Here is a 13,067-nt window from a genome sequence, read left to right as displayed (position 1 = left end):
AATTATAACCCTAAATCATTGCTAATTGCCTGCATGGCTTTAAGGCTTAACTCGACAAATTCGGCCAGGGGAATGCCTAATTTTTCTTCACAGAGAGCAATTTCTTCTCTTCTGGTTCCGGCAGCAAATGCCGCTTGTTTAAACTTTTTCATGACTGATTTTACTTCTACACTGGCTAGTTTTCGGTCAGGCCGGACTAAAGTTGTGGCGGTGATTAAACCGGTTAAAGAATCGCTGATGAATAAACTCCACTCCATTTTATTTTTCGGCTGATATTCCGGATAAAGATTACAGCAATGGGCTAAAATTGTCGCGTAGACTTCTTCCGGTAAATCCACTTTCTCCTGTTTTAAAATCTCCACGGTTTTTTTGCCGTGCTCTTTTTCCTTATCCTTAATCACTTCGTAATCCAAATCATGGATTAAACCAGCCATTCCCCAAATATCTTCTTTTTCCGGCTCAAATTTTCTCGCCAACGCCCGCATAATCGCTTCCGTGGCCAACATGTGCTTGATTGTATTTTCTGTCTTAATGTATTTTCTGATTAAAACTAAAACTTCTTCTCTGGAAATCATATTTCATTAGGAATGTCGATAAATTCCACTTCCAGTTTATTTTGGTAATTTTCTTTAATTTTTTTAGCTAGTTCTTTTACCCCGAAAACTTCGGTCGCGTAATGTCCGCCGCAAAAATAATTGATTTCCGACTCTTTTATTTGATGAACAATCCACTCGCTGGTTTCTCCGGAAATATATAATTGGACCCCTTTACTTTCTATTTCTGCCAACTCTGCCATATCTGGTTTTCCGGCCCCGGAAACTACGCCTATTGTTGTCACTTTGCTTGGCCCGGCCAGGACGCTAAAAACCTTATGATTAAATAATTTTTGGCATTTATCCAACAATCCTTTAATGTCTTGTGGTTGATTAAAAGTGGCTGTATAGCCCCATTCTTCAAATAAAGTTTCTTTAATTTCTGCCCCCAGCAAACGAATTATAGTGGCATTATTGCCGATTTTCGGATGGCTGTCTAAAGAGTAATGTAACCCCATTATTGTTAGTTTATTTTCGATAACAACTTTTAATCTTTTTTGAGCAAACAAAGGAAAACGGGATTTCCAAACTCGGGTATCCAGCCCGTGGTGGAAAATACAGAAATTCGCTCCGGCTTTTACCGCCCCTAGCAAAAACTCTTCATTGCAGCTGACCCCTAAAGCCACTTTATTTATTTCTTCACTGCCCAAAAACTGCACGCCGTTGGCCACCTCGTCTTTAATCAGCGCTTTTTGGATTAGTTCTTCGCCAATCGTTTGATAAACAAATTTAATTAATTCATCGCGTTTGATCATTAGCCACCAGGATGCCTTTTTCTAGCACCTGGCCTCCGCAGTATTTAATAATAATTGCGATTGTTTCTTCCACTGTTTTTTGAACTTTATCCGGTGTAATTTCATATATGCCGTCAACGTTAACCCAAACATTTTTGGTTTTTTCCGTGGCTAACGCTCTGGTAGCATCCCGATAATTATAATCCATGTTATAAGGCCCTAATTGGTCAAAATAACAAACTTCGCCGGGTTTTAAAACCGTTGGTTGATTATCTCCGAGAAATAAAGCTGTTTCCCCTCCCTGAGCTATTTGAACCACACTGGGAAATTTAATTTTATCGCTATCAAAAGCCCCGCAGGAAACTTTATTTTTCATAACGATCAAATTATAGGCATCGACAATGACATTAATCGGGTTATATAAGCCTTTACCGGTGGCAATTCGTCTTAAAAGTGCTTCCGGGCTGGGCCGTTTTGAGTGCCAATCTACCCCCATTTGTTTATACATTTTTCGATAACTCAGGATTTCCGGAGATTGATTCAAGGCCTCCGTGGTTAAGCCGTTGACTGTTTTTAAAAAGTCTTGTTTTTCTTTTTCCAGCTCAGTATTTATTTTCCCGATTTTAACACCCTTAATTAAAGCAAACCCAACACTGGCCGAAGGGTATTTTTTCACAAACTCCGGACTTAATTTAATTAAATCAGTTTTTGTTGACTTGATTTCTGCTGGTTTAAATTTAGCCGCTTCATCCAATCTTTTAATTGCTTGCTGATTGTTAAAAAGTAACCATCCGGCTTTTGGTCCATAATCTTTTCCTATTGTTGCTTGGTAAATTGTTCCAAACGCTTTACTGGTTGATAACCCAATTGTTTTAGCTTCCTCATAAATTTTTTGCTGAATCTCCTCAGGTGATTTAGCTTCTATTGCGATAATATGTGCTTTGGTTAATATCTCACGCTGTGTATTTGTAAAAGTCCCGACAAATTCAGGAATTTCTTTAGTTGTTTGAAAAACTTGTTCTTCGGGTGCATATTTATCCAGCCAGATTTTGCCATATTTAATTCGTTTTTCCAATTCTTTTTTGTTGGCTTTTGCAAACTGTTTTTTCAAATCAATTTTTGGGTCCTGCAGATATTGAACCACATCTCTGAATCTGGGCAAATTTTTGTGAGGTAAGGTGGCATCATAATCATCAAACAATTTTAAAATTGTTTCATTATTTGCCGGATCAAAAATAATTGCCCGCCGGTAATTGGTTTTTACCATTAAAAATTTTAAAATTTCCGGCGGCAGTGTTTGGCTGATTTCTACCGCCGACACCCCCACACCCTTGGAAGACGACATTTTTGCTCCGCCCTTAGCCAAAAACCATTCATAGCTAAAAGCAAACGGAGAGGGATAGTTAAATACCTGTTCACAGATGACTGAGGATAAATCGTGCGAACCGCCTTTACTCATATGATCTTTACCGGCGCCCTCAATCGTCACCCCGATCACTTTCCAGTGGGCGGCCCAATCCACTTTCCACATCAGTTTGCCGTTGGCATTAATCGGTTCAATTTTGCCTTTAAAGCCGCAGCCAGTTGCCCAGGTGACCAAATCCTTTTTACACTCAAAACTGACCATTTTGCCGTCCCAGTCAGTCACCATCGTTGACCCGATTTTGCCGCATTTAGGGCAAATTACTTGGTAAGGGTACCAATTTTTCGGTTTGTCGTAGCCGGAAATTTCGTGATAAAGCTGTCTGATTTTTTCGACCTTATCCAAAGCCTGCCGGATAATCTCATTAAATTTCCCCTGCCGGTAAAACTGGCTTGACCAGATAATTTCCGGCTTCACCCCCAAATCATTAAAGACTTTAATAAACTGTTTGGCATAACCTTCTGCCAAAGACTGATATCCTGGTTCCGGCGAGGGGATTTGACATAAGGGTTTTCCCATCTGTTGTTTAAATTCCGGTGCTAAGTAATAAGGGAAAGCATCCATTGGATCCATGTCGTTAAATACCCAGCTATAGCTGGCTTTAACTTTTCGTTTGAGCAAAGCTTGGTAAATTAAGTCGTGGACCACTACCCCTCTTAAGGCACCGACATGAATTTTGCCCGAAGGCGTTTTCATGTCATCAACATGATAAGGTTTATATTTCCCTGATTTAATGATTTCGTCAGCCAATTCATCTGCCCAAAACATATCTTTAAGTATATAACAAAAACCTTGAGGAGTTATTCGATTTTGTGAATTTGGTAAATAACTTTTCCGGCCGGGGCTTTAATTTCCACTTTATCGCCTTTTTTCTTGCCTAAAAGCGCTTGGCCTAAAGGCGAAGTGTGGGAAATTTTCTGCTTCAATGGGTCGGCTTCCCATTCGCCCACCAGCTCAAAAGTCTGAGTTGATCCATTGGTTTTCACTGTCACCAGACTGCCCAATTTAACTTCGTCAGTTTTTTTACTTTTAATTATTTTGGCTTTAACGACCAAAGTTTCAATTTCTTCAATTCTGCCTTCCACAAACGCCAAATCTTCTCTGGCCGCAGCATATTCGCTGTTTTCTGATAAATCACCATGGGACCTGGCGGTCGCCACTCTTTCCAGTAGGGCCGGCTTTTTTTCTTCCACTAAAACCTTGAGCTCTTCTTTGAGCTCTTTTAAGCCTTCGGGTGTTAAATAAAAATCCTGTTGCGGCATAAAAAAAGAAAACTTCACTTCACCCTGTTTCAGGAGATTATTAAAGTTTTACCTCACCGGGCAAACTGAAGTTACAAAGGTGAATTATATACTTATGAAATCCAAAATCAATACACATTTAATAAATATAATTTTGTGGCCCGGAGGGGCGAATATCTAACTCCTCGGTAGAGTATTTTAAAAGGATATATCAGGAATAATATTACTTTATTCCTGTTCCGATTAAAAAATGTCCATGTTTTTTATCAACTCTACAAAGAATATCTGATAGCTTTCCCCAGAATGGAAGATAACCCCTGGAGTAAACTTGAACATCTTTCAAACCAATATGTTGCATTATATCTTTTAAGCCCTTAAAGGCTAATACTCTTACGTGGCTAGTTTTGCCAGTATTATTAGAAGGTTTTTGAGAATGCCAAATACATGGATTGCCAATACTCCAACCATTAATTAAAGTTGTTGAAAATGGTTGCCAGCCAAAAATTAACGACCAAATATTAATCCAAGATGCTAAATTTTCAGTTAGTATTAATAATTGCCCTCCTTTTTTTAAGCACCGATAGCATTCTTCCATGTAAAGTCTAGTGTTATGCAAATGTTCAATGTTTTGGCTGGATAAAATAAAATCAAAATAATTATTATCAAATTTCCATTTAGAATTTAAGTCAAATTTTACACACTTTACTCCTTTCCTTTTAGCCTCATTGCAATATTTATCAACAATCTCTACGCCATATATTTCTTCTGGCCGTAAAACTTTTGCGAACTTTAGGGTAAATTCACCGTCAGCACAACCAAGATCTAAAAATCTATTTACTTTGTTTTTTATTATTAGATTTTTTCCTAGATTATTACATTTTGAGAGACCATCGTTAAAACTTTTTGGAGCAATGAATTTTAATAATCTTCTCATATTCGTGAGTTTAAACAGATTAATTATACATTAGACCAAAATTCGGGAAGAGTATTGAGAATAAAAGATGACCTAACCTTATTTAAAACTGTGGCCCCACCGGGAATCGAACCCGAATTTACAGATTGAGAATCTGCTGTCCTAACCGTTAGACGATGGGGCCCTTCGCTGATGTTCAGGGCAAGCCCCTCTATTTTACCATTTCTTTAGCGATTTCCTTATACATTTTGATGTATTCTTTAAACGCTTCTTTATTGCTGCGTTTTTCATTTTTGCGCAAATATTTTAAACCTCTTAAACTGACTTTTTTTACCTCTTTCCCCTTGAATAACTTATTGAAAAAAGCTTCGACACCATATTTGCTGTTTCTGATTGCTTTAAAATGATCAATTAGATCTTTTCTAAAATAAGCTCTGAGCCCGGCCAGCGGCGGGAAAATGATGGGCAGGTAACTTTTGGTGGTTAAAATCCCGATAGTCCCGCGGAACTTTTTATTAATCAGCGGTTTAATTAATTGGTTGACGTATTGATTGTTTAAGTTAGTCAGGTCCGCGTCAAAAAAAACCACAATTTCCCCATGGGCTTTTTTAATGCCTTCGGCGATCGCCCTGCCCTTGCCGTGATTTTTCTTTAAATCGATTAATTTAATTCTCTTCTTAAAACTTTTAAGAATTTTTAGACTCGAATCGCTCGATCCGTCATTGACAACAATAACTTCGTTGATGAATTTATTTTTCAGCAAAGTTTTAATTATTCGGCTAACGGTTTTTTCTTCGTTAAAAACCGGCACTATTGCAGAAATTTTCATAGCTTTAGTTTATCATAAGGGTATGTCCGCCATTAATATTATTAAAGCTTCCGGAGAAAAAGAAGTTTTTTTAGAAAGTAAAGTTCGTCAGTCTTTACAGCGCGCCGGCGTTAAAGCCGCCATTATCGATAAAATATTAGTGAACTTAATCGGTCAGCTTTACGACGGCATTACCACCAAAGAAATTTATACCAAAGTTTTTGCGCTTTTAAATCAATATCAATTCGGTGATAGCTATCGTTACACTTTAAAAGAAGCCTTGATGGCCTTAGGCCCGTCCGGCTATCCGTTTGAAAAATTTGTTGCCCGGCTTTTAAACTCTCTGGGTTTCCACACCCAAACTCAAGTGATCGTTAAAGGCCGCTGTATTGATCATGAAATTGATGTGGTGGCCGAAAAAGATAATCTTAAATTTTTAATCGAGTGTAAATTTCATAACCGGCCCGGCACCAAATCCCATTCTAAAGATGTCCTTTATACCGAAGGCCGTTTTGAAGATGTGACCGCGGTTAATGATTATCATGGAGTGTGGTTGGTCACTAATACCAAATTAACTCAAAATGCCGTTAAGTATGGTGAGTGTCGGGGAATGAAATTGCTGGCTTGGCGTTATCCTACAAAAGACAGTCTGGAACAATTAATTGAAACCTATCAGTTGTATCCGGTTACTTGCTTTGCTTTTTTAGAAAAACACCAACTGGAAATTTTAATTCAGAATAATTTAGTGTTATGCAGCGATGTCCTTAAGGCTCCTGCCAAAAAATTATCCGGCCTTGGTTTAAGCTCCAAGACTTTATCTGACTTGCGTTCAATCCACTTTTCATAATATAGTGATTTATAATAGATAATAGCAAAAAGAAGGGGGGTGAGTGATTTATGGATGATACACAAAATCCTGTAATGCCCGGTGATACTCCGGCGGCTCCTACACCCACGCCTACACCTACCCCTACACCCACGGATATACCTTTGCCCGGTGATACTCCGGCGGCTCCGACTCCGGAACCTGTCTCGACTCCAGGCGGGCCGGCCGCACCAGTAACTGAAGAACCTAAGATGTAAAAAATAAATTTATTTTTGCCCCGCCCCGATATTATGTCGGGACGGGGTTTTTCCCTCTTTACATTCGTCTTTTATTCGGCTTTACTAGAATTAATGGATCGGCTAATTTTCCACGTTGACTTAAATAGTTTTTTTGCCTCAGTCGAACAACAGTTTAATCCGTCTTTACGGGGAAAACCAGTCGGTATCTTAAAAGCCCTAGGCCGCACTTGCGTCATTGCCTGTTCTAACCAAGCCAAAACCTTTGGGATTAAAACCGGCATGAGTTTAGGAGAAGTTAAAACCCTTTGTCCTAAAATTATCTTAGTTCCCGCCAATTTTACTCGCTATGCCGCCGTCACCCAACAGTTTATTCAGCTGATGAATAATTTTAGCGACGTCGTGGAAGTTTTCTCGCTGGATGAAGTTTTTTTAGACGTCACCTATACTCAAATCTTTTTCGGCGGTTCAGTCAAATTAGCTCAAAAAATCCAAACCAAAATTCAGTCAGAATTAGGGGAATGTTTAGGCGTTTCCATCGGCATTGCTAAAAATAAATTTTTAGCCAAACTGGCTTCCAGCTTAGCCCAGAAAAAAGGCTTTTTTGTGATTAACGATCAGAATCAAAACCAAGTTTTAAAAGAGGCTAAATTTGCCGACGTTTGCGGCATTGGTCGCCATTTGAGTCAACGATTAAACAACCTGGGGATTACGTCTTTAAGCCAAGTTAAACTTGTGCCCCAATCGATTCTTCAAGCCGAATTCGGTCAGTTTTGGGCCAAAGAATTAACCCGTTTCAGTCAAGGGGAAGACAACCATTCTTTAGTGACAGTGAAAGAGATACAGCCAGCCAAGTCTGTTTCCCGCACCTATACTTTATTTGCCACCACCACCAATCAAGCTGTCATTAAAGCTTTAATCAGAAATTTAGTGGAAGAAGCTGTCTGGAAATTACGGCAGATGGGCTTAGTCGGCCGGCAGTTTGGTTTGGCTGTCCGTGGGGACCACTTTAATCAATTAAAGCACGTTACCAGACAAATTTTTACTGATTCCGGTCGGGAAGTTTTCCGGCAACTTTATACTATATATAATCGCTGGCAAATTCACCGCCCCATTCGTTTCGCCGGCGTTTGGATTTCTCTTTTGACTAAAAAGAACTTACTGCCTCAACCGTTATTTATTGCTGATCAAAAGCAAGATAAAATTTTAAAAACAGTTGATTTAATTAATCAAAGTTACGGCGAGTATACGATTTATCCGGCAGCCTTGCTTAATCAAACTATAATTCGGCCGGAAATCAACGGCTACTTAGGCGACAAACAATTTCAGCTAAAAACTTCTTGGCAGATATAGATTAGGTATAATAAGATTCGGATTGAGTCATTTGTTCACTTGACAAGCAAGGGTATAATAAGGCGAATGAAAAAAAGTTTTTCCAGAAAACTGCTTTCTGTTATTTCGGCCTGGGCTTTATTGGCTAATCAATTATTGCCGATCGCTTCAGTTTTAATAAAGCCTGTTTATGCTGAAGAAGATTTGGTTTCAACCGTTGTCAAAACAACTCCAATTACTTTCGATTCAGCTAAAAACTCTTTTTCTTTTACCGTCGATACTGATAAAGAAGTTAGCTATCTTTTAGCCTATCGGACAGTCGATGATAAAACCGAAGCCGTTAGTGGTCAAGATAAAGTTGACAGCGGAACTTTTACCAAAGAAATTTATGCCGGCACGTGTTCTGAAAATGGCAACTGCGTTAAACACCAGGTTGTCCGCGGTATTCTTAAAACCCAGATTGACGGCGCATCCGTCGTCAATGTGACTAGGTTTACTATTACTAGTCAGCAATTGGAAATAGTATCCGAAGCCGCTGATACATCACTTAATCTTTCCGCAGACGAAAATAGTTGGCTGGAAAATCCTAATCAACCGCTAGTCAGTCCGTCGCCGGTGATTACTCCCAGCCCAACACCATCAGTCAGTCCGGCCCCGTTATCCCTTCCCAGTCCGTCCGTTCAACCATCTGATCCGCCTAAAGAAACCGGTCCGCCTTCGTCCGCCGAAGCTTCAGCGAAGGAGGACATTCAGCCTAGCCCGGAAGTTTTAGGCTCCACTCAACCTGAAGAAACCGGCCAACTATCTGCCGTGATTGTTAATTCTGAAACTAGCCTTCCCGTCTTTGATCTTGACTCAGCCAATGTTTCCAGCGCCCAACTGTCTACCGATAAACCCGATTATGCCCCGACCGAAATCGTCATTATTTCCGGCACCTCCTTTGCTCCCAATAAAGATTATGCTTTAATTATTTCTTCCACCGATGAGCCAACGGTTAATTTCGAGACTTCCATTACCACCAACGATCTAGGCGAATTTACTTATGCCTACCAACTCGACGGCAACTATCGGCCGAATTATAAAGTTGAAGTTAAAGACGAGAATAAAATAGTTGCTGAAACAACATTTACAGATGCGGTGTATTCTGTATCAACCTATTCGTCTAATAGTTACTCAACTCCGAAAACTTCATACGTGCGCGGACAAACAGTTTTTGCTAAAGCAACTTCCACTAAGACCGAACTTTTGCGTCTAAATATCAAAAATCCAAGCAACAGTTCTATCGCCAGTTGTGATAACGGCGGGGGAAGTAAAGAAGTAACTTGTTCATATGCATTACCAAGCAACGCCGCTCTTGGAACTTGGTACGCAAATGTCCAAAACTGTAGTTTTTGGCTTTTTACTTGTTGGTCTTGGGCAGATAAGGGGACCTCTACTTTTACTGTTAACAGCGATCCCACTCCTCCAGTAATTACCTACAATGTCAGCCCAGCGCCAAATGCCGCCGGCTGGAATAATTCTAACCCAACTGTGACATGGAGCGTTACTGATCCCGAGTCCACAATCACTTCTCAAACCGGTTGTAATACACAAACCATAAACACTGAGACCTCCGGTCAAACCATTACCTGTTCGGCCACTAGCACAGGTGGTAACAGTTCTAATTCAGTCACTATTAAATTAGATAAAACAGCCCCTGTTTTTTCATCGAAAACAACCTTTTCTGGTTGGGATTGGTATAAGATAAGTAAAACATCTTATTTTAATTACACAGATTCAAGGAGCGGCATAAATTCCGGTAATCCGGCTTCCTGCACTATCAGCACTGAAGGGGCCAATCAAACTTGCTCGGTCACGCCAAATGTTTGTGACAACGCTGGCAATTGCAGTACCGCTCCGGTGACTTCTAATGGTGCCAATATTGATAAAACTGCCCCCTCAGTTAACGCCGGTGCTGATCAATCCAAAAATGCCTTATTTACCCAAATTGGTTCGGCAACCGATTTAATCTCCGGGATTGCCAGTGTTCTCTGGACAAAAGAATCAGGTCCGGGAACGATATCTTTTGGTACTGCCAGTTTAACCTCAACAACCGTTTCTGCGACTGTTGATGGAACTTATGTTTTAAGATTGACGGCTACCGATAATGCCGGCAATTCTTCATTTGATGAGTTTAATTTGGTTTGGGATACCACCGCTCCAACAATCACCATTAATAATCCCAACACAAATCCAGCGCTGAGTAAAACGATTACGGCTAGTACTTCCGAAGGCACTTTAGAAATGAGTAATACTACTGGTTCGGTTTGTGACGGCACTTTAACCTTTGTGTCTTATGCCAGTCAGACATTTACTTCTGAATCCGATAATGGCAAAAAAGTTTGCTACAGGGCAGTTGATGCTGCCACTAATACAACGTATCTAATGTCTGACGCAATAGCGGGTATCGATAAAACTGGTCCTACAACTCCAGGACAAATTGGTTGGTCTAGCGAAAATCCGCCAGTTGGCAGCGATTATGCAAGTGGCGCTGACTTTAATAATTACAAAACATGTGGACAAAGTTTGAACTATTTACCACTGACAAACCTTTGGGGTCCTTCTACGGATGCAAACGCTGGAGTAGCCGGTTACGATAGGGAAGTTTATTCACCAAATTCAACAACGTTGCTTGTAAGTCACTCCTTGTCTACAAATTATGTAAATGGTGGTGGGGCAACCAATGGAAATACATATTGGACCAGAATTCGCGCTTATGATGCCCTTGGTAATAAAGGTACTTGGACATCTTTATGTGCAATCACCTATGATACAACCGCACCGGTTATAACAGTTGATCCTTACAATACGAGTTGGACTAATCAAAATATCACTGTGACTGCTTCGACAAATGAAGGAATATTAAATACTACATCTCACCAATTTACAACAAACGGTTCATTTGATTTTGTCGCCACTGATACTGCGGGAAATATTACCACTAAAACAGTAACAATAACTAATATTGACAAAACAGCGCCGGGAAAACCAACTATAACCTCACCAACTGCTGAACAATATTTCAAAACAATTCCCATTCTAAATCAATGGTCCGTATCGAGCGACACCGGCGGTAGTGGCATCAAAGAATATCAAATCAAATATACTTATGACCACCACCTCGCCGGCAGACAAGATACCATTATACGTACAGTTTCCGGAACCTCACGCAACCACACACCAGGCCTTAACGAACAAGATGGTGTAACCATTTGGGTACAAGCTATCGACAACGCTGGTAACGAAAGTGGTTGGAGCACTCCGGTGCATTACTATTACGATGCCACAGCTCCGGCTTTGGCTTCCAAAACAACGTTTTCCGGATGGTATAACACAAACAGAACATCCACCTTTACTTACGCAGATACAAATGGAGTAGCCTCAGGTAATAATCCAACCTGTGACATAACCACTCAGGGGACAAATCAAACCTGCTCAATTACTCCTAATGTCTGTGACGCCGCGGGAAACTGTAATACAACCACTGTTACTTCAAATGGAGCTGATATTGATTTTACCGACCCAGATAGTACGATTACTGACCCATTAAACTCGGGAACTGATAGTACAATAATCACGAATAGTTGGAACGGATCTATTAAGGGAGCCGCCACAGACACTCTTAGTCACGTGAACGGTGTACAAATTTCAATTCAAAAAGACTTGACTCAATACTTCGATGGCACATCATTTGTAGTCAGCGGGACAGAAATCCTACTTAATACATCTTATGCAACAGGGAATTGGGAATATGCTGGCCTTACTTCACCTGCTCAAGGTACCTACACCATAAAATCTCATGCCACTGATAATGCCGGTAATATAGAAGATACCTATACTTTAACTATTATCTTAGATAAAACAATCCCGGAAGTAGCTTTATCAATCAACCCTCTAACAGCTGATGGGAGTAATGGCTGGTATAAAACTCAGCCGGAAGTGACTCTTACGGCAACAGATACAAATATTGACAAGATTGAATATCAATGGGATTCCCAGACTGGTTCTTGGACTACGTATTCAGCCCCATTTAAACCAGGAAGCGAAGGCGCTCACATTTTATACTACCGAGCACATGATTTGGCAGACAATTATTCAGAAGTTGGTATTAAAAATATTTCATGGGACGAAACAACGCTGGATAAAGGACCACAAAACCTTTCTGTATCACCAAATCCCTCTAACGGAAATAACGTTAAAGTAACATGGGAAGCAGCTCAAGATAACGTTGGCATCAATCATTACCGAGTCACCTGGAAGAAAGACGGCGTAGATGAAAAAGGCGCAGATGTATCTGAAGCAACTTTTGAATATACTATCACCGATAATTTAAGTGAAGGTGATTGGACAATAAAAGTAACTGCCTATGATCAAGCCGGTTTCACAGCAGATACTTCAACAACCGCCACTGTTGATTTGACCGGACCAATCGCTCCTATATTATCTATGGTTGGCACAGGAACTGGTTCTGTCAGCTTGGCTTGGAATGCAATTTCTGATGCCACTGACTATTCTGTGTGGTACGGTACGGCAACAGGCGTTTATGATTATGCTGCACACGTAGGTAACGTTACCTCATACACAATTCAAGGCTTAGGAACCGGTCTTTATTATGTCGTCGTCGCGGCTTACGACACTGTTGGTAATCGTGGCACATATTCCAATGAAGTTAATACAGCTACCACCATAGCTGGCATTCCGGGAGCCATCGGACCGGCAACCGGATTTTTACCGGCGCCGGAAGTTCTTGGAGTTGAAGAAGAAGCTACCCCTCCTGCTTCTGGCGTAGAATCTCCAGGAACTGTGTTGGGTGAACATTATTTCGGTTGGTGGCCCTGGTTATTAACATTATTTCCGGCTTGGTTTTTAATCCGTTACTATCGCCGTCGGAAGATTAAGTAAACAAGACTTCTTGAAGCGCT

Annotated in this window: 10 protein-coding genes and 1 tRNA gene; 4 read left to right on the top strand and 7 right to left on the bottom strand. The window is 40.5% G+C overall.

Annotated elements, in window-relative coordinates:
• Positions 1-2: 2 nt before the first annotated feature.
• The 7 genes from NTZ93_02965 to NTZ93_02935 all read right to left on the bottom strand — a co-directional run bounded on the left by NTZ93_02965 (position 3) and on the right by NTZ93_02935 (position 5,733).
• Positions 3-575, bottom strand: a complete 573-nt coding sequence (locus NTZ93_02965; GenBank protein MCX6816799.1) for an HD domain-containing protein — start codon at positions 573-575, stop codon at positions 3-5.
• Entirely contained in the window at positions 572-1,348 is a 777-nt protein-coding gene (locus NTZ93_02960) for a Nif3-like dinuclear metal center hexameric protein (protein MCX6816798.1), read from the bottom strand. Before NTZ93_02960 ends, NTZ93_02965 begins: the two co-directional genes overlap by 4 nt.
• Positions 1,332-3,518: a lysine--tRNA ligase gene (lysS, locus tag NTZ93_02955; GenBank protein ID MCX6816797.1), complete on the bottom strand. Its 2,187-nt coding sequence runs from the start codon at positions 3,516-3,518 to the stop codon at positions 1,332-1,334. Before lysS ends, NTZ93_02960 begins: the two co-directional genes overlap by 17 nt.
• A 32-nt stretch (positions 3,519-3,550) precedes the next feature.
• Positions 3,551-4,012, bottom strand: coding sequence for a transcription elongation factor GreA (greA, locus tag NTZ93_02950; GenBank protein MCX6816796.1), 462 nt, complete (start codon positions 4,010-4,012; stop codon positions 3,551-3,553).
• Positions 4,013-4,214: 202 nt separating this feature from the next.
• Complete coding sequence (locus NTZ93_02945; GenBank protein MCX6816795.1) at positions 4,215-4,925, bottom strand: class I SAM-dependent methyltransferase; 711 nt, start codon at positions 4,923-4,925, stop codon at positions 4,215-4,217.
• A 91-nt stretch (positions 4,926-5,016) separates the two neighbouring features.
• Positions 5,017-5,088: transfer RNA gene (locus NTZ93_02940), tRNA-Glu, on the bottom strand.
• A gap of 27 nt (positions 5,089-5,115) precedes the next feature.
• Positions 5,116-5,733 carry a glycosyltransferase family 2 protein gene (locus NTZ93_02935; GenBank protein ID MCX6816794.1) on the bottom strand — a complete coding sequence of 206 codons (618 nt, stop codon included), beginning with the start codon at positions 5,731-5,733 and terminating at the stop codon, positions 5,116-5,118.
• A gap of 22 nt (positions 5,734-5,755) precedes the next feature.
• On the opposite strand from NTZ93_02935, the gene NTZ93_02930 reads away from it, so the two are divergent.
• The 4 genes from NTZ93_02930 (at position 5,756) to NTZ93_02915 (ending at position 13,047) form a co-directional block, all read left to right on the top strand.
• Positions 5,756-6,559 (top strand): restriction endonuclease, encoded by an 804-nt coding sequence (locus NTZ93_02930; GenBank protein ID MCX6816793.1) that lies wholly within the window; start codon positions 5,756-5,758, stop codon positions 6,557-6,559.
• A gap of 50 nt (positions 6,560-6,609) precedes the next feature.
• Positions 6,610-6,795 carry a hypothetical protein gene (locus NTZ93_02925; protein MCX6816792.1) on the top strand — a complete coding sequence of 62 codons (186 nt, stop codon included), beginning with the start codon at positions 6,610-6,612 and terminating at the stop codon, positions 6,793-6,795.
• Between the two features lie 93 nt (positions 6,796-6,888).
• Entirely contained in the window at positions 6,889-8,127 is a 1,239-nt protein-coding gene (locus tag NTZ93_02920) for a DNA polymerase IV (protein MCX6816791.1), read from the top strand.
• Positions 8,128-8,247: 120 nt separating this feature from the next.
• A complete protein-coding gene (locus NTZ93_02915; GenBank protein MCX6816790.1) occupies positions 8,248-13,047 on the top strand; it encodes a hypothetical protein in 4,800 nt (1,599 codons plus the stop codon).
• Positions 13,048-13,067 lie beyond the last annotated feature (20 nt).

The organism is Candidatus Beckwithbacteria bacterium, from assembly GCA_026397255.1.
GTDB lineage: Bacteria > Patescibacteriota > Microgenomatia > UBA1400 > CG1-02-47-37 > JAPLVF01.
This window is presented reverse-complemented; position numbering and strand designations above follow the sequence as displayed.

Bases quoted from the DNA above. Each gene is read 5' to 3' on its own strand.
- NTZ93_02920 (MCX6816791.1), top strand. From the start codon at position 6,889: ATGGATCGGCTAATTTTCCACGTTGACTTAAATAGTTTTTTTGCCTCA.
- NTZ93_02925 (MCX6816792.1), top strand. From the start codon at position 6,610: ATGGATGATACACAAAATCCTGTAATGCCCGGTGATACTCCGGCGGCT.
- lysS (MCX6816797.1), bottom strand. From the start codon at position 3,518: ATGTTTTGGGCAGATGAATTGGCTGACGAAATCATTAAATCAGGGAAA.
- NTZ93_02945 (MCX6816795.1), bottom strand. From the start codon at position 4,925: ATGAGAAGATTATTAAAATTCATTGCTCCAAAAAGTTTTAACGATGGT.
- NTZ93_02930 (MCX6816793.1), top strand. From the start codon at position 5,756: ATGTCCGCCATTAATATTATTAAAGCTTCCGGAGAAAAAGAAGTTTTT.
- NTZ93_02935 (MCX6816794.1), bottom strand. From the start codon at position 5,733: ATGAAAATTTCTGCAATAGTGCCGGTTTTTAACGAAGAAAAAACCGTT.
- greA (MCX6816796.1), bottom strand. From the start codon at position 4,012: ATGCCGCAACAGGATTTTTATTTAACACCCGAAGGCTTAAAAGAGCTC.
- NTZ93_02960 (MCX6816798.1), bottom strand. From the start codon at position 1,348: ATGATCAAACGCGATGAATTAATTAAATTTGTTTATCAAACGATTGGC.
- NTZ93_02965 (MCX6816799.1), bottom strand. From the start codon at position 575: ATGATTTCCAGAGAAGAAGTTTTAGTTTTAATCAGAAAATACATTAAG.